Source organism: Yersinia thracica, assembly GCF_902170565.1.
In the GTDB taxonomy this organism is placed as follows: Bacteria; Pseudomonadota; Gammaproteobacteria; order Enterobacterales; family Enterobacteriaceae; genus Yersinia; species Yersinia thracica.
In genome coordinates this window covers 13,990-37,107 of sequence record NZ_CABHXX010000121.1, presented here as the reverse complement: position 1 = coordinate 37,107, position 23,118 = coordinate 13,990, and the positions used below count along the sequence as shown (strand labels likewise).

Genomic DNA, 23,118 nt, shown 5'->3' with positions numbered 1-23,118 from the left:
GAGAGGCCGTATGTATCAACATAGAGACTGGCAAGGGGCTTTGCTGGATTTTCCAGTGAGTAAAGTGGTTTGCGTCGGCAGTAACTATGCCGAACATATTAAAGAAATGGGAAGTGCAGCTTCAGCCGAGCCGGTGCTGTTTATGAAACCGGAAACAGCATTGTGCGATATTCGCCAACCGGTCTCGATCCCGAAAGATTTAGGTGCCGTACACCATGAAGTGGAATTGGCTGTGTTGATCGGCACCCCGTTAAAACAAGCTACTGAAGATAGAGTGGCTCGTGCTATTGCGGGTTATGGTGTGGCATTGGATTTAACCTTGCGTGAGTTGCAGGCCGGCTTGAAGAAAGCGGGTCAGCCGTGGGAGAAAGCTAAAGCATTCGATGGTTCGTGCCCGATTTCGGGTTTTATCCCCGTGGCCGAGTTTGGCGATGCCCAGCAGGTTGATTTATCCCTGACCATCAATGATGAAATCCGTCAGCAGGGCAATACCCGCGATATGATAACCCCGATTATTCCATTGATAAGCTATATCAGCCGTTTCTTTACATTGCGCCCTGGTGATGTTGTGTTGACGGGGACACCACAAGGTGTCGGCCCGATGAAGTCGGGTGATATGCTAAAAATCATGCTGAATGGTAAAACATTGAACACCCGCATAATCTAAGTGAATGTCTGCCGCTTGGGCCATTGCTTGGGCGGCAAAACTTGCATCTGGTAGCCAAAGCGTCTATAAACACCCGCTCATTCAACTCTCTCTTTTTCAATTACAGCGGATACCGTTATGTCACAACCTCCTTTTTGGCAACAAAAAACACTTGCTGAGATGTCAGACAGTGAATGGGAATCACTGTGCGACGGATGCGGCCAATGTTGTTTGAATAAACTGATTGATGAGGACACGGATGAAATCTATTTCACCAATGTGGCCTGTGATCAGCTCAATCTCAAAACCTGTCAATGCCGTAACTATGAGCGCCGCTTTGAATTAGAAGAGGATTGCATCAAGTTAACTCGCGAAAACTTGGTGACTTTTGAATGGTTGCCGCCTACCTGCGCCTATCGCTTAATTGGCGAAGGTCATGATTTACCTCATTGGCACCCATTATTATCGGGTTCAAAATCCGCCATGCACGGCGAGCGAATTTCAGTACGTCATATTGCGGTGCGTGAAAGCGAAGTGATCGACTGGCAAGACCACATATTGAATAAACCACAGTGGGCCAGATAACTCGTCACTATAAGCAGCCAGATATGGCATACTAGCGCCGAAATTTAACCAAGAAACTTAAAAAAATGAAATATTCTACTTTAGCCGCTGTTATCATCGGTATATCCACCACATTAGGTGGTGTTTCACATCAGGTTCAGGCCGCTGGGGCTTCATTAATTAATCTTGACTGCGAATTGAAAGAGGGCGGCAACCTTTCTGCGGTATTGGATGGGCCTAATCAACAGCTGACCATCGATAAGTCAGTATTCCAGTTTGTTAAAGTTAATCCGGAAGGTCAGGGCGAATCGCTAATCTTCCAGAAGTCCAATAACCAGGAACATGTTATTGCGGCTCTTAACATCTCCACTATGCCCATTCGTTTGGCGATTGTTGATGGTGAGCAAGCGAGTCAATATATTTGTACCCATAGCAAAGCGTAATACTGGGATAATAATCTGAAAAAGGCTGCCATAGTGAAGGGCGGCCTTTTTAGTTGTGTCACGGGGAGATTAATTATTTGCTCCTCGTCGGCAAGAAATAAAAAATCCAGATTCATCTGAAATAGAAAATCATGTTCAATTTGCCTTGATGAAATATTATAACACTGTATGATTATTAATCGTCTGAAGTTAAAGTATGGCAGTGTTTGTGTCGATTACTGTGAGTGAGTCGCGAGATAAGATGTTTAACAGAAAAGCGCATTAAGGATATTTACAGTGTGTTTCTCTGTTATGCAATGGTCGTGCTTAGGCTGTGTAATGTTGGAGTGTACGACGGACGCTTACACCATAACATGACGGCCGGGAAAGTACCGGCATCCTTTCAAAACCCTGGTTATTACCGGGGTTTTTGTATGGTCGATTGAGTCAGCATGACGGCCATATTTTCTATTCCTACCTGTTTTCTGTCAGTAAATCCGATTAAACCAATGGATGGATTAGTCCTTATTCAGTCTTGAAGTTACCCACAGAGCAGTAAGTGAGTCCTCCACCAGGAGAATTAAATAGCTTGATTGATAACACCGCGATAATTTCTGCTTCTGCAATCATTGAGGAGGGGGCGGTGATTGGTGCGAATGTACATATTGGTCACTTTTGTTACATTGGTTCTCAAGTCACTATTGGTTCCGGCACGGTGCTTAAATCGCATATTGTGATTAATGGTATTACCGAGCTTGGATGTGACAATTATATTGGACAATTTTCCTCCATCGGAGAGGTTAGTCAGGATCTTAAATACAAGGGCGAGAGCACACGAGTTGTCATTGGCAGCCGCAATTTGATTCAGCAAAATGTCACTATTCATCGCGGTACTTTACAGGGCGGTGGAATTACACATATTGGTAATGATAATAATCTGATGAGCCATGTTCATATTGGACATGATTGCATTGTGGGCGACCATTGTTTCTTGGCATCAAATGTGGGATTGGCTGGGCATGTCGAAGTTGATGACTTTGCCATTATTAGTGCCGGCAGTGCGGTACATCAGTTTTGTGTTATTGGCACTCATGCTTTAGTCAATATAGCGGCTTGCGTGGTGCAGGATGTACCGCCTTATGTTATTGCACAAGGGAATCGCGCAGTGCCTGTAGGAATAAGAGGTACAGGAGTCCGGGATGATTGGCTAGACAGCAATGATCAGCAGGCGGTTAAAAGTGCTTACGAACTTATTTATCATCGAGGGAAGCAACTGGCCGAGGTAAATAAAGAAATTGAAATATTGGCGAGAGAGTGGCAAATATTACTGCCTTATCAGCCATTTTTCAGTCGCTCTGCACGCGGCATTATTCGTTAATCAAAAAACTGTGAGCCTAGGGATTTGGGCTGTCAGCTGTCAGAATATAAAAAAGGCGCCACATTTTGGGCGCCTTAAATAGATAAAGATATGTGTAAAAATTGTCAGTCAAAGTTATCAGCCAAAATAAAAACTGTCAGCCAAAATAAAAGCTAGCGGCTAAACAGATCGCGTCTTTTCGGCTTAACAAATTGACTGATTAGCACTAATACCGCCATAAGCAGATAAGCGGCGAAAATGCCGACTAACCACTGCGGCATTTCCAGTGACAGGAATTCCCACTGTTTTACTGCACAATCGCCACTGGCAACAAAGATAGCAGGGAACCATTTGTCTAGCGGTAACCATGACGGGAAGCTGACAAAGAAATCACAGGTTGTGAAAGGCGATGGGTGCAATTGCAGCATCGTATGTACCCAAGCTAACTGAACGCCTCTCCATGCACTGTAAATCCAGATGAAAATAGCCAAATAGCGCAAAGGAGATTTAGGCGCGATGGCACCCAGCAGTGATGCGCCAAGAATACCGAATAATGCGGCCCGTTCGTAAATACACATTACGCAAGGCTGAAGCAGCATTACGTGTTGAAAATAGAGCGCAACTAATTCTAATACAAGTGCAGTCAGGGCCATTAACAGCCAAGCACCGCGCCCTTTAGAGCAGCGGTTAAGGAATTGCAACATATCTTTATTTTCCATGCAGTAAGCAATTGTACTGGCAGTGTAAACCAATTCATCTTTGCTGCCAGCTACCCAAAGGTAAAATTAGGCAAAAATCAGCTATTTCTCGCGTATATCGGCCATCACGATCATCAATTTTGCTTTGGGTGAGATATTGGTTTGTTTTATCAGCCCATTGTAGCCCCTTTATACGGGACGGGGATGGGCTGGTACAGACGATAATTTAACTCATCAGTGTGTAATGCTAACCCCCGCAGCGAGATGAGGCAAACTTATCCAGCCACTTTGCATCATCCACTCCGTTACAGGCACTAATAAGTACTCAACACCGAGCAGGCCGACAATTGTCATCACAATGGTATAAGGCAGGGCCATATATACCATTCGACCATAAGATAGGCGAATTAATGGGGCGAGTGCCGAGGTCAACAGGAACAAAAACGCGGCCTGCCCATTAGGTGTGGCGACAGAGGGTAGGTTGGTACCGGTATTGATAGCGACGGCCAATAACTCGAACTGTTGGAGTGAGATAATTCCCAATTCAAATGCTTTCCGTGCTTCATTGATGTACACCGTGCCGACAAAGACATTGTCAGAGACCGAGGACAGTAAGCCGTTAAACAGATAAAATAGGGATAATTGAGCTGACGGTGAGGATTGTAAAACAAACTGAATAATTGGGGTGAATAAATTTTGCTCAATAATTACCGCAACCACGGCGAAAAATACCGTCAGCAGCGCAGTGAAAGGCAATGCTTCCTGAAATGCTTTACCCAGCGCATGTTCACTGGTGATGCCGCAGAAAGAGGTGGCGAGAATGATCACCGACAGCCCCACTAAGCCCACTTCAGCTAAATGCAACGCCAACGCGAGCACCAACCAGACACCAATGAATGCTTGCACCAGCAGTTTCACTTTCTCCTGCCGATTTCGTTTCGCGCTAGCTTGTTGGTCATAATCCGTCAGAACATGGCGTACTCGCTCCGGTAGCTCCGCACCATAGCCAAACAGCTTAAAACGCTCGACCAACACGCAGACCAACAATCCGCAAAACAGCACTGGCAGAGTGACGGGCAACATCCGCATAAAGAAATCACCAAAATTCCAACCGGCACTTTTGGCGATAATCAGGTTTTGCGGTTCGCCCACCATGGTCATCACGCCCCCCAGCGCCGTCCCCACGCCAGCATGCATCATGAGGCTGCGCAAGAATGCGCGGAATTGTTCCAGTGTTTTGCGATTTTCCTGACTGTCTATCCAACTATCATCATTGATGTCTTTATCCGAATGATTTGAGGCAACGTGATGATAAATAGTATAAAAACCAACGGAGACACTAATGACAACGGCGATAACGGTCAGCGCATCCAGGAACGCTGAAAGGAAAGCAGCAGCGACACAGAATGCTAATGAGAGAACGATTTTTGAACGGATATTCAGCAGCAGTTTGGTAAAAATAAACAATAATAACTGCTTCATAAAATAGATGCCCGCCACCATAAACACCAGTAACAGCAGGACTTCGAGGTTATTGGCAATTTCTTCGGCTACCTGATTCGGGCTGGTCATCCCGATAGCAACGGCTTGAATGGCTAATAAGCCACCGGGTTGTAATGGATAACATTTTAGGGCCATTGCCAGTGTAAAGATAAACTCAACAACCAGCATCCAACCGGCGACAAAAGGACTGACAAAGAAGAATACCAGCGGATTAATAATGAGAAACGCTATAATTGCCAGTTTGTACCAATCGGGTGAACTCCCCAGAAAATTTTTCAGTACGGCTTGTCTAATGGTCATTTCCATTGTGAGCTACGGTCTCCTTAATAAGTTATTGCATCCGTCATACTTCAAGCTGTATGTGCGTTGGCTGCGCGCAATCACCCGAATCACTTACTGCTGTAAGTTCAGCGGGACTAATGAGCCTCATCCTTGAGGCTCACCCTGCGGGCTAGCATAAATGCTGTTCAAATCGATTCCCGACCGATTTGTCTCTTGCTTGCCGCCTTCCTACAACTCGAATTATTTAGGATATATGGTGTTATTACTGCCCAAGGTTACATTTTACTTTACGTGATTTGCTTAAAAGCAATAGGTATAATCTGTTCATCATTACATTTGCACCATTTTTGCAACTTTATGACTGCTTTCACCATTTGTACGGCTCTGGAGCTATATCAGGATTCCGTCGTCTGGTATGATGAGCATACTAACTTGCTGATATGTATCGCTACGGAACGTCAAAAAATATGGTTATAAAGGCGCAAAGTCCTGCCGGTTTCGCGGAAGAGTATATTATTGAAAGTATTTGGAATAATCGCTTCCCTCCAGGCACCATTTTGCCCGCGGAACGAGAACTTTCAGAGCTGATTGGAGTCACCCGCACAACATTGCGCGAAGTGCTACAACGGCTAGCCCGCGATGGCTGGCTCACTATTCAGCACGGTAAACCGACGAAAGTAAACAACTTTTGGGAGACGTCCGGCCTTAATATTCTGGAGACACTGGCGCGGCTTGACCACGACAGCGTGCCACAATTGATAGACAACTTACTGGCTGTCCGAACCAATATCGCTACCATCTTTGTCCGGACTGCTATTCGCAATCATCCGGAAAAGGCGCAGGAAATTCTGGCGCAAGCGCAAACAGTTGATGATAACGCCGAGTCTTTCACTGCACTGGATTACGGTATTTTCCGTGGTTTAGCTTTTGCTTCGGGTAACCCTATCTATGGTTTAATCCTGAATGGTTTGAAAGGGCTTTATACCCGTGTTGGCCGTTATTATTTCTCGAATCCAGAAGCGCGTAAGTTGGCACTGACATTTTATAGCAAGTTGTCGACACTTTGTGATGAGAAAGCCTACGACCACGTGTTGGACTGCCTGCGAACCTACGGTAAAGAGAGCGGGGCTATTTGGCACGGCATGCAAAGCACCATGCCAAGTGATTTGACGGAAGTCCGCCGCTAGACGAAAACGCGGCGAAGCAGAAAAGCAAAAAGGGGCGGTTAGCCCCTTGAGGTTATTGACAAAGTGCCCGCAGCGGTGAAAACAGGCAGATCGTAAAGACGCCGTCAATACATCCTTGTAGGCTCGAGCCGCGCCATCCCTGGCGCGGACGCTTTACTCTTCTGTCCGTCCTCACCACCCGAGATCGAGTCATCGTGGTTCGTCATTAGTCTGAAAGGGGCGGTTAGCCCTTTTACTCGATAGACGGCCAACATTAGAGCTTATTGGCTTTGGGTGGGACGCTGTCGATCAATTCAATACTGCCATCATCATTGAGCTGCTCCATATGGATATCAAACCCCCATAAGCGGTGGATATGTTTCATCACTTGCTGGCGGCTTTTATCCAATGGTGCGCGGTCATGAGGGATATAGCGCAGTGTCAGAGAGCGATCCCCGCGCAAATCAACATTCCATACCTGAATATTAGGCTCATGATTACTCAAATTATATTGAGCAGACAATTCATTGCGAATGGCACGATAGCCATCTTCATTATGAATAGCTGAAATTTCCAGATAGTTATGCTTGTCATCATCTAACACCGTGAATAGACGGAAATCACGCATCACTTTCGGTGATAAGAACTGGCTAATGAAACTTTCATCTTTAAAGTCGCGCATAGCGAAATGCAGCGTATCCAGCCAATCTTTACCGGCAATATCCGGAAACCAGTAATAATCCTCCTCGGTAGGAGACTGGCAGATGCGTTTAATATCCTGGAACATAGCAAACCCAAGGGCATAAGGGTTAATACCGCTGTAATAAGGGCTATTATACGGCGGTTGATACACAACATTGGTGTGGCTGTGTAAGAACTCCATCATAAAACGATCACTGACCCGGCCTTCATCATATAAATGGTTAAGAATGGTGTAATGCCAGAAAGTCGCCCAGCCCTCATTCATGACTTGGGTCTGTTTTTGTGGATAAAAATACTGGCTGACTTTACGTACAATCCGCAGTATTTCCCGCTGCCATGACTCGAGCAGTGGGGCGTTTTTCTCCATAAAGTAAAGTAGGTTCTCTTGCGGCTCACTGGGGTAGCGCTGAGCTTGGGCTTGCACTTCTTCCCGGTCTTTTCGTGGCAATGTCTTCCACAATGAATTGACCTGGCTTTGCAGATATTCCTCCCGGCTTTTTTGGCGCGCAGTTTCCTCAACTAATGATATTTTTTGCGGACGTTTATAGCGGTCAACGCCATAATTCATTAGCGCATGACAAGAATCGAGCAGCCGCTCAACGTCTTCCACACCATAGCGTTCTTCGCATTCACTGATGTAATGGCGGGCAAACAGCAAATAATCAACAATGGAGCTGGCATCCGTCCATGCGCGGAATAAATAGTTATTCTTAAAGAAAGAATTATGACCATAACAGGCGTGAGCCATCACCAAGGCTTGCATGGTAATGGTGTTTTCTTCCATTAAATAAGCAATACAAGGATTGGAGTTAATCACAATCTCATAGGCCAAGCCTTGCTGGCCGTGCTTATATTTTTGCTCGGTTTCGATAAACTTTTTACCGAAAGACCAATGGGTATAGTTAATCGGCATGCCAATACTTGAATAGGCATCCATCATTTGTTCTGAGGTGATGACCTCTATCTGATGGGGGTAGGTATCAAGCCGGTAATGTTTTGCCACCCGGTCTATCTGATCCAGATAGACCTGTAACAGTTCGAATGTCCAGTCCGGGCCGTCAGTCAGGCGCTTATCCTGCGCGGTGTTTTTCGATGTTGAAGTTGTCATTAGCGCATCCTCACGGTTTATAACCCTGCAAAATACTGGTCACTTCAATAATCCTAGCTCAATATGAACAAATTGAGGCATGGCTTGACCTTATGTCAATGAATATCCGTTATCTTTCCCACGACAAGTATTTTGACGATTCTCATCTATTTTAATTTAGATTGTTTTTTACCGGCAGAATCAACAATCTTAAAAAAGATTTTATTGGATTATTATTCTAAATAATTACTGGTTAGCTAGAATATAAAACCAATAAAACTGACTTCCGCAACATGCTAATTATTCATGCTGTTAACAGGGGTAATTAGGGCAATTTTCAGTCATTATTTCGTATAACTCGCTAAAAGCAGCATCTTATCGCTATTTTCCTCCGGCTATTGAATTGAAAAGTTATTGCGGCGTAAATTAATTGTGAATGCAATCACAATCTATCATTAATATGTTGGATAGTTTTTTCTGCTGGGTTAATTTTCTGTCAACGGAATATTATGCTTTTGATGCATTTTTGGTGTAGGGGATGATATGCGCATTGTCATTTTAGGAAGTGGTGTGGTGGGTGTCGCCAGTGCCTGGTACTTAGCGAAAGATGGGCATGATGTCACGGTCATTGACCGGCAGGACGGGCCAGCTCAGGAAACCAGCGCCGGTAATGCGGGCCAAATATCACCGGGTTACGCCGCCCCTTGGGCCGCCCCCGGAGTCCCACTGAAAGCCATTAAATGGATGTTCCAGCGCCATGCGCCATTGGCTGTCCATCTTGATGGCAGCGCCGCCCAGTTGCGCTGGATGTGGCAAATGCTAAGAAACTGCGACACTTCCCACTATATGATTAACAAAAGTCGTATGGTGCGCCTGGCTGAATACAGCCGTGATTGTTTAAAAGATCTGCGCGAAGACACGGGTATTCAATATGAAGGGCGTCAGGGCGGAACTCTGCAATTATTCCGAACTGAACAGCAATTTAATAATGCGGCCAAAGATATTGCGGTATTGGATGATGCGGGGGTGCCGTATTCATTATTAACTGCGGATCAACTGGCCAGCGTGGAGCCAGCATTGGCAAAAGTCTCACATAAACTCGCCGGCGGTTTACGTCTCCCCAATGATGAAACCGGCGACTGCAAATTGTTTACTGAGCGGCTGGCAAAAATGGCCGAGCAGGCGGGGGTGAAATTTATCTTCAATCGCTCAGTGGATAAATTGCTGGTGGATGGCTCTCAAATCGCGGGAGTATTGTGTGGCGACGATATTATGACAGCCGATGCTTATGTCGTGGCTTTTGGCGCTTATTCTACCGCACTGCTGGCGGGGTTGGTGTCGATCCCGGTTTATCCGCTAAAAGGTTACTCGCTAACTATCCCCATCACCAACCCGGCTTTTGCGCCATTTTCTACTGTGCTGGATGAAACCTACAAGATTGCCATTACCCGTTTTGATGACCGTATTCGGGTGGGTGGCATGGCGGAAATCGTGGGCTTCAATACCCAACTGGAACAGGCACGGCGAGAAACACTAGAAATGGTGGTCGGCGATCTGTATCCCGATGGCGGCAATATCAGTCAGGCCACGTTTTGGACCGGTTTGCGGCCGATGACGCCGGACGGTACGCCGATTGTGGGGCGAACCTCACTGAAAAATCTTTACCTCAATACCGGCCATGGCACCCTAGGTTGGACTATGGCCTGCGGTTCAGGTCAATTATTGGCCGATATTATGTATGGTCGGCGTCCTGCTATTTTGGCGGATGATCTTGCGGTCTCCCGCTATAGCGCGGGCTTTCGGCCACTGAATATGACGCCATTGCAAGATATTCATCCCGTGCGCTAATACAATCCTATTGATAATAATGGCTTACTGATAATAACCACTGAATATTGTTTTGGAAGGAATAAGCATGCCTCGCCCGATATCTGCCACGCTGAATTTATCTGCATTGCACCATAATTTAAGTATTGTTCGCCAATGTGCCAAAACAGCTAAAATCTGGTCAGTGGTCAAAGCGAATGCTTATGGTCATGGTTTAGCACGTATTTGGCCGGGGCTGGCGGCCACCGATGGCTTTGCTTTACTGGATTTAAATGAAGCTATTTTACTGCGGGAACAGGGCTGGCAAGGGCCAATTTTACTGCTGGAAGGTTTTTTCCAGCCGCAAGATTTAGTGCTGCTGGATCATTATCGTCTGACCACGTCTGTCCACAGTGATTGGCAACTGGAAGCCATTAAAGCAGCCCGCCTGACAGCTCCGCTCAATATTTATTTGAAATTCAATAGCGGTATGAATCGGTTGGGTTTTCCTGTTGGGCAAGCGCAGGCGGTGTGGCAATGGGCGAAAAGCCTCAGTAATGTTGGCGAAGTGACATTAATGAGCCACTTTGCCAATGCAGATAATCCTATCGGCATCGATGAACAATTCGCTCAGATTCAACAGGCCACTGGGCCTATTCCGGCGGTGCGATGCTTTGCTAACTCGGCAGCGATATTGCGTCATCCACAGACTCATTATGACTGGGTGCGGCCGGGGATTATTCTCTATGGCGCGTCACCCAGTGGCGATATTGCGGATATTGCGGGTATGGGTTTGCGCCCGGTGATGAGTTTGCGCAGTGAAATTATTGCGGTGCAATCATTATCTGCAGGGCAAAGTGTGGGGTATGGCAGCCGCTATCGCGCCAATGGGATGCAGCGCATTGGGGTGGTTGCTTGTGGCTATGCCGATGGCTATCCACGACTTGCACCCAATGGAACCCCGATAATGGTGGACGGTATAATGACTCACACGGTGGGGGCTATCTCGATGGATATGCTCACGGTGGATTTAACGCCCTGCTCACAAGCGCAGATTGGCAGCAAAGTTGAGGTGTGGGGCGAAAATGTGTTGATTGATAATGTGGCACAGGCCGCGGGAACTGTGGGGTATGAGTTGATGTGTGCGCTGGCAAGTCGCGTTACCTGTTTGACTTGACGCTGTAGCGGTGTTAGCGGTTCTCGTTACTCGGCCCGTCCATGGGCCTCGCCTCTGCGAGGCCGCTGCAAGCAGCGTTCAAATCTGCTCCCGGAAGATTTGTCACCCGAATCACTGACTTATGTCAGCTCATCGGGATGAGTTCGTTTGCTGCCTTGCTACAACATCAATTCAATTGGGTAATAGGTTTCTTATTAACCATTGAAGCTGCGTGCTAGTTTATTTTCTGCAAGTTACCGCGCACATGTTTACTGGCACGGCGAGCCTGCCACGCCAGTAAGCAACCCGCTAACATCACAATAGCCAATGATAATTTAGGTTCAATTGGCAAGGCCATGGCGAGCAAACCTAGTCCCGCACCGCCCGCCATTTGCACAAAACCCACCAAGGCTGAGGCAACACCGGCCTCATTGGCGTAAGGTTCCAGTGCATAGCTGGTGGCCGGGCCCATCATAAAGGCTAAACCGGCGCAGGCACTGGCAACGGGCAACATGTAAACCAGCCAATGTTGCTGTACCTCAGATGATAATCCCAGGCCATAGAGCAGACCGAAGCAGCCGAGTGCCATCAATACACTACCGGTCATCAAGCAGGTGGGGCGGCCCACTTTCTGGATAATTCGGTTCGCCACAAAGCTGACGCCCATGATCCAGAAACCATTCGCTCCAAATACTAAGGAGAATTGCAGTGGGGTCAGCCCCGCCCCGACCATCAGGACATTGGGTGCCAATGAAACATAAGTCAATGCCATCCCCATCGCACCGGCATTCACCAGCGCAAAAATCAGAAAGCGGTCATCACGCAAAATGCGTAGATAGTTTTTTATCGGCAAACTTTTTACCGGTTGCGTATTGGCCGGCCGGGTTTCCGGTAGGAAGACAATCACCAGGATTAATACTAACAACCCATACAGAGCCAGGAACCAGAAAGGTGCTCGCCAGCCAAAGGCTTCGGCCAATAGCCCGCCTAATAAGGGGGCCAGCGCCGGGACGATATTTAAGGTGCCATTGAGGAAACCAAAAGCACGGGCAGCTTCATTGCCGTTGAGGCGGTCACGGACACCACTGAATGCCACTACCGCGGTGCAACAGACCGCCACGCCTTGCAACAGGCGCGAGCTGACAAACATCAAGGGGCTGACAGCCAGTGCGGCCATCGCGGCACCTAGCATGTAAAGGATGATACCGATAATGGCAATCGGTTTTCGGCCATATTTGTCAACCAATGGCCCGGCGATCAGTTGGCCGATACCCAGCACCAGAATAAACAGGGCGATGGTGGATTGAATGAGTGACTCGCTACTATTCAGGCCCTTGGCTATCGCGGGAATGGTCGGTAGGTAAAGGTCGATGCCCAGAGGGCCGAGCAGAATGAGGCTTAACAGTAGGAAGAGAAATTTTCGCATAACAGCATTTTTTCGCATAACAGCATTTTTTTGCATAACAATAAGGCAACATCCAGATGACAAAGGCAGCAAGGATAAAGAATTTGCCGACAGATGAAAAGGTGGGGGACGCCCAACTTCACGCGAGTGACCCGGTTACAGTGACAACGTCACTTATGGGCATTTAAACCTGCCAATAGATTACTACAACCAATTATATATCTCTTGTTGTTCATAAGCTAAATGCCATTTATCCGCCAATGGCGGTGCGCTGTTCCAGCCACTCCTCCAGTTTGGTGGCGGGTAGTGCCTCTGAAAACAGGAATCCCTGACCAATTAAGTAACCTTGTCGACTCAGCAAAGTGCGCTGGGCTTCGTTTTCGACCCCCTCGACTATCACTGATAATTGCAGACTTTCACCGATGCGAATCACGGCTTCACTCAAGGTTCGGCTGGTTTCATCATGTTCAAGGTCATGGACGAAACTTTTATCCAGCTTGATTTCATCAAGATCCAGGCGGCGCAGATAACTGAGGCTGGAATAACCGGTGCCAAAATCATCCATTGATAACCGAACACCCAGACGATGAATTTTTTCGATAGTGGTGAAAATTGTCGGGTTACTTTCAATTAATATATCTTCAGTAATTTCCAGTGTTAGATCCTGTGGCGGCAAGTGATAATGATGCAAAATATGTAAAATCATGTCCGGTAATCCGGGGTTATGGAAATTAGTCGGGGATAAATTCACTGACACCGACGGAACATCAATGCCCCGTAAGCGCCAGTCCGCCAGTTGCCGGCACGCGGTATCAATCGCCCACAGGGCAAGCTCGTTGATAAGGCCGCTCTCCTCGGCAATAGGAATAAAATGTTGCGGCGGGATATTGCCCAATACCGGATGACTCCAGCGACTTAGCGCCTCGACACCATACAGATGGCCATCCTTTAACATCACTTGCGGCTGATAGAATAGCTCAAGGGAGCCAATATGAAATGCATGACGCAGCGCATCTTCCATATCCTGGCGCTGTTGATTGAGATTATTCATTTCCACACTGAAGAAATTGAAATGCCCACGGCCCATATTCTTCGCTTTATGCATCGCGATATCGGCATGGTTCATCAAGGTGTCTATCTCCGTGCCATTTTCCGGATACAAACTGATCCCCACACTGGCCGAAGGAATAATATTCATATTGGCTATTTGACAAGGCTGCGACAACAAGCTGAGCATTTTTTCTACTCTTGCCGTGGTTTGTTGCAGGGGGCTGGAGGCCAGAATAATAATAAATTCATCACCAGACAGGCGACCAATGATGTCATTTTTGGGCAGGCTGTCACGCAGGCGCTCGGCGATAGCGGCGAGCAATGCATCACCCGCCGCATGGCCGAGCGAGTCATTGACTTGTTTAAAACGATCCAGATTAATCACCAGTACGGCCAGTGGATAGTTCATTTCAGCCGCTAAGGCAATGGCTTGTTTAGCATAAACCCAAAACTGGCTGCGGTTGGGCAGCCCGGTTAATGAATCATAAAAAGCTAAATGTTGAATTTGTTTGCGTGATAGTTCCCGCTCCATGGCAAGAGAGCACAAATCAGCCGTTAACTTGACCAATTGGCGATGAAATTCACTGGGGCCTCGTATTTGTTTGTAATAAAAAGCAAAAGTCCCGAGGATTTGCTCTTGGCTGGAGAGAATAGGTGTTGACCAGCATGCTAGCAGCCCGTGAGGTAGAATCAAATGACGATAATTTTCCCATAGCGGATCAGTGGCGATATCTTGTACTTCAACGGGTTGTTTGCGAAATGCAGCTGTACCGCAGGAGCCAGCATAGGGGCCGATAGGCACACAGGAGAGTGCGGCAGTATAAACTGGAGGTAGAGAGGGGCCGGCAAGGGGAGTAAGATAACTTTCCCCATTGATCTGTAAAATGCTGGCGGTCACCTCGGGGGCAATTCGCTCAATTTCGTGGCACAGCATAGACATCACTTCGTCGAGTGGGCGTTCTTGAACTAATGCCGCTAACACCGGATAAAGTTTCACCCATGCTCGGCTTAATTTTTGTTGCTCAATGAAAAAGGTAATGTCTTTGGCGATTTTGACCATTCGGGTGACTGTACCGTCAGGGCCGCGAACCGGCTGATAGATAGCCGCCAGCCAGACAGTTGAACCGTCTTTATGTAATCGCTCAAAATGACCTTCCAGTGATTGCCCGGCGAGTAAGCATTTTTTGATTTTTTGGTATTCTTCGCTGTTGGCATAATCGGGATGACAAAACATTAAATGAGGTTGACCAATGACTTCTTCGCGTTGATAACCAAAATAATTAAGATAATTCTGATTAACTTCAATAATACGGCTGTAAAGATCAAACTCAATAATAGCTAATGAGTTATCTAATGCGCTTAATAAGGCATTGTTTTCGTCATAATCAGACGGCTCAGTTTTCTGCCATTTTACTGTCTTTTTTGTTTTCATTATGAATTCCTATGAAAAAGAATCGCTTGGCAGTTATGTTGCTTAAGTGAAGTGACCTCTGGGGTTATTGAAATAGCACTATTTTTTAATAAAGAAAATAAGATTAATGATAAATTAATATTTAAATACTCATTAATGTACGGCATGCAAAATAATACGGCAGTCTTATTTATGTCAGTTTTATTGCTGTATCGGGATATAGCATTAAGTTTAGTCGATAACCGGGCAGGGAAAGAGGGGATTTGTCGTGAGTATCGGGCCGAACGGAGGTTATTTTTAATGAACACCAATAACTATTATTGCTTGATAACAGGTATTGTCTGATAACAGGTATTGTCTGATAACAAGTTAAGTGCCATTACCTGACAAGGGTCATATCAGGTAATGGCGAGCGACTAGATCAGTGGCTAGGCGAGATTATCCATCGAACCAAAGCGGCCACTGTTAAAATCAGCGATAGCCTCGGCAATTTGCTCCTGGGTATTCATCACGAAAGGCCCGTAACCGATAATAGGCTCTTCGATTGGCTCACCACTGAGCAATAACAGCACGGCGTCATTATTGGCTTCGACAATAACCTTGCTACCGGCAGAACCCAACAACACCATTTCTGCATCACGGGCAACGGCATCGCCATTAACCTGCACAGTACCGCGTAACACAATAAGCGCGGTGTTCCAGCCATCGGGCAGTGAAAACTCAGTGCTTTTGCCCTGATTTAGCCGGATATCCCACACATTCAAGGGGGAGAAAGTCTGGGCAGGGCCATTTTCCCCAGCATAGTCCCCCGCAATGACGCGTAGACTACCCGCGCCCTCAGGCAATGTAACCTGAGGAATAGTTTCACTGCGAATGGCCTGATAACCCGGTGCGGTCATTTTGTCTTTGGCCGGTAAATTGACCCACAACTGCACCATTTCAAAAGCACCGCCGCGTTGTGCAAAGCTATCTGAATGAAACTCTTCGTGCAGAATACCGCCACCTGCCGTCATCCACTGCACATCACCAGGGCCAATCACGCCACCTTTGCCGGTGGAGTCACGGTGCTCAACTTCACCGTGGTACACAATGGTCACGGTTTCAAAGCCACGATGTGGATGTTGCCCGACACCCCGACGGTGCTGGGTCGGGGTAAAATCCATCGGCCCGGCATAATCCAGCAGCAGGAATGGGCTGAGTTGTTTGCCATGGCTTTGGTATGAAAACAGTGAACGAACCGGGAAACCATCACCCACCCAATGTTGGCGCGGCGCACGATAAATACCTTGGACTTTTTTCATCGTAATCTCCTTACAACACCTTTAATAATAGAGAGCAGCCTTACAGTTCAATCTGCTTGGCTACAGATTGGGTAAAGTATATATTCAGGATAATCTAAGCAGTAGTTAGCAAAAGTGATCATCACCGTTCTATTATTGGAACAATACTAACTGTAGGTAACAGAAAGGCAAGGTATGCAGGATCTCAATGACCTTTATTATTATGCCGAGGTGGTCGAGCACGGCGGATTCAGTGCCGCAGCTCGAGTATTGGGAGTGCCAAAGTCAAAACTAAGCCGGCGGTTGGCTTTATTGGAGGAGCGGCTGGGGGTGCGATTAATTCAGCGATCAACCCGGCGCTTTGCAGTGACGGAGGTCGGGCGCACCTATTATGAACATTGCAAAGCGATGCTGGAAGAAGCCAAAGCTGCGCAAGAATCGATTGATTTAACGCGAGCAGAACCCCGTGGGGTGGTGCGTATAACTTGCCCAGTGGCACTGTTACAGGCCACGGTCAGCACCATGCTGGCGGATTTTATGGCCAGTTGCCCGCTGGTGAGCATTCATCTTGAAGCGACCAACCGGCAGGTTGATCCGGTGGCTGAAGCCATTGATATTGCTATTCGAGTACGGCCACCGCCACTGCAAGACAGTGATTTGGTGCTGAAGGTGTTGGGTAACCGCTGCCAGTGCCTGGTTGCCAGCCCTGAATTGATTGCACGCCTTGGGGAAGTGAGAGTGCCCGCTGATTTGACCGGCTGGCCAAGTCTTGGGCTAGGGCAGCCCCAGCAGGAATTTATCTGGAATTTAGCGGGGCCAGAAGGGGCGCACGCGGCCATTTATCATCAACCCCGGTTGGTGACCGCAGACATGACTACATTACGCAGCGCTGCCCTAAGTTGTATCGGGGCGGTGCAGCTTCCGGTGATGATGGTGACGGAGCAATTGGCCGCAGGTGAACTCATCCGTCTATTACCGGAGTGGTCACTGCGCCATGAAATTATCCATGCCGTTTTCCCCTCACGGCGCGGTTTATTACCCTCAGTGCGCAGTGTGCTTGATTATTTGACACTGCGCTTTAGTCAACTAGATGATCAATAAGGCTATTTTGGTATCAATCATTGTTTATGGGGGTGCCAATATTGGCCGCCCACACTTTAATGCGTTTATCCAGAGTGACGGTAAAGCCCGATTTTAGTTGGCTGTAGAGTTTATTGACCTTGGCAGCATCATGCAGGGTATAGCTTATTAGGGTCTGGCCCGCCGTTGTCAGGCAGCCATATTCGACAGTGAATAGATCATTATTAAAAGCAAATTCTGTCGTGGTCTGGGTAATATCACAAGGCTCAGTGGCCATCAGTGAAATCACCATATTTGCCCAATGGGTGGTGGGGCCGGCAATACTGATAAGCACCGGTTCTTCATCCTCCGTTTGGGTGGTCCCGTATAAAACGCCGCCCTGAATATGCCAAATATTATATTCTTTGGGATTATAAACCGCCTGGCAAAGTGGGATAAATGATAAAGATAAAAGCAGTATAAGTAAGGAGCGCACAGTCATATCTGCAATACCGCCAATATAAGAATATTCCTATATTAAGGGGTTTTGCAGGTAGAACAAGCCAATGATGTAAATTGGCAAATTATGCTGTTTGTGGATATCAAGCTGGTATTTATGAAATAAAATATGCGCTAACGCGGTGATTTATATACTGCTAATGTTTGCATACTGCTAATGTTTGCATACTGTTAGTGTTGGCGGCCCATGCTTGTTATTTATCTTTGGTTTGCGATTCATGCTTATGGCGATGGTGCGAGTCTGGGAAATGAGGATGAGAGTGCGCCATTGGCTGATGCCGGTGAGGATGTTTATGCGGCACATTGGCGTTGGCTGGAAAATCGTGTGAATGCTGGTGGTGTTCGTCATGGAGATGTTGGTGCTCGTGCAGTAAATCTTCATGGTGGTGCTGATGCTCATGTTGTTCAGTCAGATGCAACCCAATCCCTATTGCCATCAACAGCCCGGCAACCACTAAAGGTAATGTCACTGCATCACCCATCGCAACAGCCAGCGCCGCGCCCAAGAATGGGGCAATGGAGAAGTAAGCGCCGGTGCGGGCGGTGCCAAGGTGGCGTAACCCAATAACAAACAGAGCCAGACTCACACCATAGGCAAAAAATCCGACCAGCAGGGCACCGGCCAGATGAGTCAGTGGTGGCAAGCTTGCACCGAGCGAAAATGCCAATCCGAGATTCACTATACCCGCCACCCATCCTTTAACCGAAGCAATCCACGTGGCGTCGGTTAAAGAGACTTTGCGGGTCAGATTATTATCAATTCCCCAGGCGAAACAGGCACCCAGAATAGCCAGTGTCGGCCACAGTCCGGTAAAATGTGCTTCTCCCGGCCAGCTCAGAATAGCTGCACCAGCAACAATGACCATCATGCCCAGAGCAATGCGGCGGTCAAAATTCTCCTTGAAAGCAAACCAGGCGAGCAGGGCAGTAAATACCCCTTCAGCATTGAGTAACAGTGAGGCCCCCGATGCGGGCATGCCGGTCAGGCCAATCATCAGCAGCACCGGCGCAATAATCCCCCCCGCAGTAATCGCGCCGATAAACCACCATAGCTCATTACGCGGCAGGCTGACGGCGGCTGAGCGGGTTATCAAGCGATACAGTGCCAAACCCACACCAGAACCCAAATACAGCAAACCGGCCAGTAGCCACGGGCTAACCGTATTCAGCAATTGTTTCGCCAACGGGGTTCCAGCACCAAACAATGCCGCCGCCGCTAATGCCGCTAACACACCCGGTTGTCGCAGTCCATCATGCCATTTCATGGAGGCAGCTCTGAGAATAAAAGGAGGAGTAGGAATTTTAGCGCATTAAAAAGCCGGAAAGCTATTTCTGTGGTAGAAAAAGATTACCGGCTAGTTTGGTTGTTAATTATGTATAAATGTTAATTATCGACGGTCTGCCGATGAAACAATTCACGGAATACCGGATAAATATCTTCCGGATCTCGAATATGCTGCATGGCAAAATTCGCGTATTTTTCCTGTAAGTCTTCATATTCCCGCCACAGTGTTTGATGGGCACGGCGGGTGATTTCAATGTAGCTATAGTAACGCACCACGGGTAGGATTTTTTTCGTCAGTAATTCATGACACAGTGGCGAATCATCGGCCCAGTTATCCCCATCTGAAGCTTGAGCTGCGTAGATATTCCATTGTGCGGGGTCATAGCGCTCTTGCACCACTTCGTCCATCAGTTTCAGCGCACTGGAGACAATAGTCCCACCGGTTTCTTGCGAATAGAAAAACTCTTGTTCATCAACTTCTTTCGCTTGTGTGTGATGGCGAATATACACGACATCGACGTTTTTATAGGTGCGGCTCAGGAACAGATACAACAGAATATAAAACCGCTTTGCCATGTCCTTGGTGGCTTGATCCATGGAGCCTGACACGTCCATTAAGCAAAACATCACCGCCTGACTTGAAGGTTCTGGGCGGCGTTCATAGTTTTTATAACGCAAATCGAAGGTATCAATAAAAGGTACCCGGGCGATTTTTTGTTTTAATTCGGCAATGGCTTTGCGTATGCGTTCTTCTTCCAGCAATTGCGCCGGTTCCGAGTTTTCCAGCGCTTTCAGTGTCTCTTCCAATTCGCGCAGTTCTCGACGTTTACTGGCGGTCATGGCAGTACGGCGGGCCAGTGAGTTTTGCAGTGAGCGCACCACACTGATATTGGCAGGCACCCCATTGGAGGTATAACCTGCGCGGTGAGTTTTAAATTCGGTCAGCTGTTTATACTGATTTTTCTTCAGGTTAGGCAGCGCCAGATCTTCGAACAACAAATCGAGATATTCGTCTTTGGAGATCTGAAAGACAAACTCATCCTCGCCTTCACCGTCCTGACCGGCATTCCCCTGACCACTGCCGCTACCGCCACCTTGCGGGCGTTCAATGCGGTCATTGGTGACAAAATGGTCATTGCCGGGGTGAACCCGATGGCGTAATCCGCCACGGCCCTGATGGAACATCGGCTCATTGATGTCATCAATAGGTATCGAGACTGATTCGCCACTCTCAATATCAGTTACTGACCTTTTATTGATGGCATCGGAAATTGATTGTTTAATTTGCGACTTATAGCGGCGCAAAAAGCGCTGGCGATTGACCATGCTTTTATTTTTGCCGTTAAGTCGCCTGTCAATAAAGTAGCCCATAACTCCCCCAGCCTCTATTCCCTGCATCTTCCGCACTGTTGCTGTGCTGATGACCAACACAGCAACAATGTGGGTTCAGTACCCGCGATGTCATGGCGGACTAATAACAGGTACAGGTTATGATGATTTTCTTACCCGCAGATACCATTCACACAGTAAACGAACCTGCTTGCGGGTATAACCTTTCTCCATCATTCGATCGACAAAGTCATCATGCTTTTTCTGCTCATCCGTTGAGGTTTTGGCGTTAAAGGAGATAACTGGCAATAACTCCTCAGTGTTGGAGAACATCTTTTTCTCAATCACTGTGCGCAACTTCTCATAGCTGGTCCAGTTTGGATTACGGCCATTGTTATTGGCTCTGGCGCGCAACACAAAATTGACGATTTCATTACGGAAATCTTTCGGATTGCTGATACCCGCGGGTTTTTCAATTTTCTCCAGCTCAGAATTCAGTGATTCACGGTCAAACAGTTGCCCGGTATCTGGGTCACGGTATTCCTGATCCTGAATCCAGAAATCGGCGTAAATAACATAGCGGTCGAAAATATTTTGACCGTACTCAGAGTAGGATTCCAGATAGGCCGTTTGGATCTCTTTGCCGATAAACTCGGCGTATTTCGGGATCAAATAACCTTTCAGGTGTTCGAGGTATTTCTCCGCGATATCCTGCTGGAATTGCTCGCGTTCAATTTGCTGTTCCAGTACATAGAACAGGTGCACTGGGTTAGCAGCCACTTCGGCATGGTCAAAGTTAAACACCCTTGAGAGGATTTTAAAGGCAAAACGGGTCGACAGGCCGTTCATACCCTCATCAACCCCAGCATAGTCGCGATACTCTTGATAAGACTTGGCTTTAGGATCAGTATCTTTCAGACTTTCACCGTCATACACCCGCATTTTGGAGTAAATACTGGAGTTTTCCGGCTCTTTCATCCTTGAGAGAATGGAGAAGCGCGCCAGTGTTTCCAAGGTGCCCGGGGCGCAAGGTGCATGGGTCAGTTCACTGTGAGTCAATAACTTGTCGTAAATTTTGATCTCTTCTGAAACCCGCAGGCAATAAGGCACTTTGACGATATACACACGGTCAAGAAATGCTTCATTGTTTTTGTTATTACGGAATGTCACCCATTCTGATTCGTTAGAGTGCGCAAGGATAATACCGCTGAATGGTAGGGCGGATATCCCCTCGGTTCCGTTATAGTTCCCTTCCTGAGTTGCGGTCAGCAAGGGGTGCAGCACCTTAATGGGTGCTTTGAACATTTCGACGAACTCCATAATCCCTTGGTTCGCCCGGCACAATGCCCCGGAATAGCCATAAGCATCGGGGTCGTTCTGGGCATGATTTTCCAATTTACGGATATCAACCTTACCGACCAGAGCAGAGATATCCTGGTTGTTTTCATCACCTGGCTCCGTTTTCGCAATCGCAACTTGCTCAAGAATAGACGGCCAGACTTTGATGACTTTAAATTTGGTAATATCGCCGCCGAATTCGTGCAGGCGTTTGGCCGCCCACGGCGACATAATAGTGCCGAGATAACGGCTGGGAATACTGTATTCTTTGGCCAAAATCGCCGCATCTTCCTGCGGGTTGAATAAGCACAATGGGTGGTCATTGACCGGGCTACGCTCACCATTAGCACTTAAGATATAGATAGGTACGCGTTGCATCAGCGCTTTCAAACGTTCAGCCAGTGATGATTTACCACCACCTACCGGGCCGAGCAAATAAAGGATCTGTTTCTTCTCTTCTAACCCTTGAGCGGCATGTTTGAGGTAAGAAACGATTTGCTCTATGGCTTCTTCCATACCATAGAACTCTTCAAATGCGGGGTAACGGGCGATAACTCGGTTAGAGAATAGCCGCGACATCCGGGACTCAAGTGCGGTATCGACCATGACAGGCTCACCAATAGCCATCAGCAGACGTTCAGCCGCATTAGCATATGCACTGCGATCTTGCTGACAAATAGTGAGGAACTCCTGCAGTGTGAACTCTTCGTCCTTGGCAGCCTCATAGCGCTGGAGATAGTGATCAAATATGTTCATAGCGATGCCCGTCCTGTTTGAATGGTTGGGAACATAAAATAATAGTAGTGCTTTATTGGGTTAAAATTTTGAAACTACTACCTTATTGTTATGGTCGCGTCTCTCATAAAGGTCAAGTAGACATTAGGCGCAGACTCGCCACCGTCAGTACAATAAATAACCATTATTCGGTAATTAAATCTATTTTTTATTTCATTCCCAGTGTTTTATATATGATTAATTAAGAATATCTATTTGAATATCTTGTTATTTTATTGTAATCAAATCTACATAAATTATTATGTTGTTAATTTGCTG

Annotated in this window: 18 protein-coding genes; 8 read left to right on the top strand and 10 right to left on the bottom strand. The window is 47.2% G+C overall.

All coding sequences use genetic code 11. The annotated features are described in order from the left end of the window. Positions 1–10 precede the first annotated feature (10 nt). The 4 genes from FTA91_RS16825 (at position 11) to lpxA (ending at position 3,010) form a co-directional block, all read left to right on the top strand. Positions 11–667, top strand: coding sequence for a fumarylacetoacetate hydrolase family protein (locus FTA91_RS16825; RefSeq protein WP_050113520.1), 657 nt, complete (start codon positions 11–13; stop codon positions 665–667). A gap of 117 nt (positions 668–784) precedes the next feature. Beyond that, on the top strand, positions 785–1,231 hold the full coding sequence (locus FTA91_RS16820) for a YcgN family cysteine cluster protein (protein ID WP_038633306.1): 447 nt from the start codon (positions 785–787) through the stop codon (positions 1,229–1,231). A 65-nt stretch (positions 1,232–1,296) separates the two neighbouring features. Beyond that, positions 1,297–1,653 (top strand): hypothetical protein, encoded by a 357-nt coding sequence (locus FTA91_RS16815; protein ID WP_050113521.1) that lies wholly within the window; start codon positions 1,297–1,299, stop codon positions 1,651–1,653. A 568-nt stretch (positions 1,654–2,221) separates the two neighbouring features. Beyond that, positions 2,222–3,010 carry an acyl-ACP--UDP-N-acetylglucosamine O-acyltransferase gene (lpxA, locus tag FTA91_RS16810; RefSeq protein WP_050113522.1) on the top strand — a complete coding sequence of 263 codons (789 nt, stop codon included), beginning with the start codon at positions 2,222–2,224 and terminating at the stop codon, positions 3,008–3,010. A gap of 152 nt (positions 3,011–3,162) precedes the next feature. On the opposite strand, the gene dsbB is transcribed toward lpxA, so the two are convergent. Next, positions 3,163–3,693: a disulfide bond formation protein DsbB gene (gene dsbB / locus FTA91_RS16805; RefSeq protein WP_032821267.1), complete on the bottom strand. Its 531-nt coding sequence runs from the start codon at positions 3,691–3,693 to the stop codon at positions 3,163–3,165. A gap of 228 nt (positions 3,694–3,921) precedes the next feature. Then, a complete protein-coding gene (nhaB, locus tag FTA91_RS16800; RefSeq protein ID WP_050113523.1) occupies positions 3,922–5,496 on the bottom strand; it encodes a sodium/proton antiporter NhaB in 1,575 nt (524 codons plus the stop codon). 443 nt (positions 5,497–5,939) lie between these two features. On the opposite strand from nhaB, the gene fadR reads away from it, so the two are divergent. After that, on the top strand, positions 5,940–6,659 hold the full coding sequence (gene fadR, locus FTA91_RS16795) for a fatty acid metabolism transcriptional regulator FadR (protein WP_050113524.1): 720 nt from the start codon (positions 5,940–5,942) through the stop codon (positions 6,657–6,659). 253 nt (positions 6,660–6,912) lie between these two features. Here the strand turns inward: fadR and FTA91_RS16790 are convergent, their stop codons facing one another. Next, on the bottom strand, positions 6,913–8,448 hold the full coding sequence (locus FTA91_RS16790) for a SpoVR family protein (protein ID WP_050113525.1): 1,536 nt from the start codon (positions 8,446–8,448) through the stop codon (positions 6,913–6,915). A gap of 522 nt (positions 8,449–8,970) precedes the next feature. Between FTA91_RS16790 and FTA91_RS16785 the strand changes: the two genes are divergently transcribed. Together FTA91_RS16785 and dadX are read left to right on the top strand one after the other, a co-directional pair. Then, a complete protein-coding gene (locus tag FTA91_RS16785) occupies positions 8,971–10,275 on the top strand; it encodes a D-amino acid dehydrogenase (protein WP_050113526.1) in 1,305 nt (434 codons plus the stop codon). Between the two features lie 67 nt (positions 10,276–10,342). Then, the gene (dadX, locus tag FTA91_RS16780) at positions 10,343–11,410 is read left to right on the top strand and encodes a catabolic alanine racemase DadX (RefSeq protein ID WP_050113527.1); all 1,068 of its coding nucleotides are present in this window, start codon (positions 10,343–10,345) and stop codon (positions 11,408–11,410) included. A 214-nt stretch (positions 11,411–11,624) separates the two neighbouring features. On the opposite strand, the gene FTA91_RS16775 is transcribed toward dadX, so the two are convergent. The 3 genes from FTA91_RS16775 to FTA91_RS16765 form a co-directional block, all read right to left on the bottom strand. Next, complete coding sequence (locus FTA91_RS16775; protein WP_145535664.1) at positions 11,625–12,815, bottom strand: multidrug effflux MFS transporter; 1,191 nt, start codon at positions 12,813–12,815, stop codon at positions 11,625–11,627. A gap of 229 nt (positions 12,816–13,044) precedes the next feature. After that, positions 13,045–15,276, bottom strand: a complete 2,232-nt coding sequence (locus FTA91_RS16770) for a bifunctional diguanylate cyclase/phosphodiesterase (protein WP_145583657.1) — start codon at positions 15,274–15,276, stop codon at positions 13,045–13,047. A gap of 407 nt (positions 15,277–15,683) precedes the next feature. After that, complete coding sequence (locus FTA91_RS16765; RefSeq protein WP_050113530.1) at positions 15,684–16,556, bottom strand: pirin family protein; 873 nt, start codon at positions 16,554–16,556, stop codon at positions 15,684–15,686. Positions 16,557–16,730: 174 nt separating this feature from the next. Between FTA91_RS16765 and FTA91_RS16760 the strand changes: the two genes are divergently transcribed. Continuing rightward, the gene (locus tag FTA91_RS16760) at positions 16,731–17,636 is read left to right on the top strand and encodes a LysR family transcriptional regulator (RefSeq protein ID WP_145583655.1); all 906 of its coding nucleotides are present in this window, start codon (positions 16,731–16,733) and stop codon (positions 17,634–17,636) included. A 13-nt stretch (positions 17,637–17,649) separates the two neighbouring features. On the opposite strand, the gene FTA91_RS16755 is transcribed toward FTA91_RS16760, so the two are convergent. The 4 genes from FTA91_RS16755 to yeaG all read right to left on the bottom strand — a co-directional run bounded on the left by FTA91_RS16755 (position 17,650) and on the right by yeaG (position 22,821). Beyond that, positions 17,650–18,096, bottom strand: a complete 447-nt coding sequence (locus FTA91_RS16755; RefSeq protein ID WP_145583653.1) for a hypothetical protein — start codon at positions 18,094–18,096, stop codon at positions 17,650–17,652. A gap of 211 nt (positions 18,097–18,307) precedes the next feature. After that, on the bottom strand, positions 18,308–19,378 hold the full coding sequence (locus FTA91_RS16750; RefSeq protein ID WP_145583651.1) for an EamA family transporter: 1,071 nt from the start codon (positions 19,376–19,378) through the stop codon (positions 18,308–18,310). Positions 19,379–19,497: 119 nt separating this feature from the next. Beyond that, on the bottom strand, positions 19,498–20,769 hold the full coding sequence (locus tag FTA91_RS16745; protein WP_145583649.1) for a YeaH/YhbH family protein: 1,272 nt from the start codon (positions 20,767–20,769) through the stop codon (positions 19,498–19,500). A 117-nt stretch (positions 20,770–20,886) separates the two neighbouring features. After that, positions 20,887–22,821: a protein kinase YeaG gene (yeaG, locus tag FTA91_RS16740; RefSeq protein WP_050113535.1), complete on the bottom strand. Its 1,935-nt coding sequence runs from the start codon at positions 22,819–22,821 to the stop codon at positions 20,887–20,889. Between the last annotated feature and the right edge of the window lie 297 nt (positions 22,822–23,118).

Excerpts from the sequence above, each read along its gene's own strand:
- FTA91_RS16775 (WP_145535664.1), bottom strand. The coding sequence starts at position 12,815 with ATGCGAAAATTTCTCTTCCTACTGTTAAGCCTCATTCTGCTCGGCCCT.
- FTA91_RS16760 (WP_145583655.1), top strand. The coding sequence starts at position 16,731 with ATGCAGGATCTCAATGACCTTTATTATTATGCCGAGGTGGTCGAGCAC.
- FTA91_RS16755 (WP_145583653.1), bottom strand. The coding sequence starts at position 18,096 with ATGACTGTGCGCTCCTTACTTATACTGCTTTTATCTTTATCATTTATC.
- fadR (WP_050113524.1), top strand. The coding sequence starts at position 5,940 with ATGGTTATAAAGGCGCAAAGTCCTGCCGGTTTCGCGGAAGAGTATATT.
- FTA91_RS16820 (WP_038633306.1), top strand. The coding sequence starts at position 785 with ATGTCACAACCTCCTTTTTGGCAACAAAAAACACTTGCTGAGATGTCA.
- FTA91_RS16785 (WP_050113526.1), top strand. The coding sequence starts at position 8,971 with ATGCGCATTGTCATTTTAGGAAGTGGTGTGGTGGGTGTCGCCAGTGCC.
- FTA91_RS16750 (WP_145583651.1), bottom strand. The coding sequence starts at position 19,378 with ATGAAATGGCATGATGGACTGCGACAACCGGGTGTGTTAGCGGCATTA.
- FTA91_RS16815 (WP_050113521.1), top strand. The coding sequence starts at position 1,297 with ATGAAATATTCTACTTTAGCCGCTGTTATCATCGGTATATCCACCACA.
- FTA91_RS16825 (WP_050113520.1), top strand. The coding sequence starts at position 11 with ATGTATCAACATAGAGACTGGCAAGGGGCTTTGCTGGATTTTCCAGTG.
- dadX (WP_050113527.1), top strand. The coding sequence starts at position 10,343 with ATGCCTCGCCCGATATCTGCCACGCTGAATTTATCTGCATTGCACCAT.
- yeaG (WP_050113535.1), bottom strand. The coding sequence starts at position 22,821 with ATGAACATATTTGATCACTATCTCCAGCGCTATGAGGCTGCCAAGGAC.
- dsbB (WP_032821267.1), bottom strand. The coding sequence starts at position 3,693 with ATGTTGCAATTCCTTAACCGCTGCTCTAAAGGGCGCGGTGCTTGGCTG.
- FTA91_RS16765 (WP_050113530.1), bottom strand. The coding sequence starts at position 16,556 with ATGAAAAAAGTCCAAGGTATTTATCGTGCGCCGCGCCAACATTGGGTG.
- nhaB (WP_050113523.1), bottom strand. The coding sequence starts at position 5,496 with ATGGAAATGACCATTAGACAAGCCGTACTGAAAAATTTTCTGGGGAGT.
- FTA91_RS16790 (WP_050113525.1), bottom strand. The coding sequence starts at position 8,448 with ATGACAACTTCAACATCGAAAAACACCGCGCAGGATAAGCGCCTGACT.
- FTA91_RS16745 (WP_145583649.1), bottom strand. The coding sequence starts at position 20,769 with ATGGGCTACTTTATTGACAGGCGACTTAACGGCAAAAATAAAAGCATG.
- FTA91_RS16770 (WP_145583657.1), bottom strand. The coding sequence starts at position 15,276 with ATGAAAACAAAAAAGACAGTAAAATGGCAGAAAACTGAGCCGTCTGAT.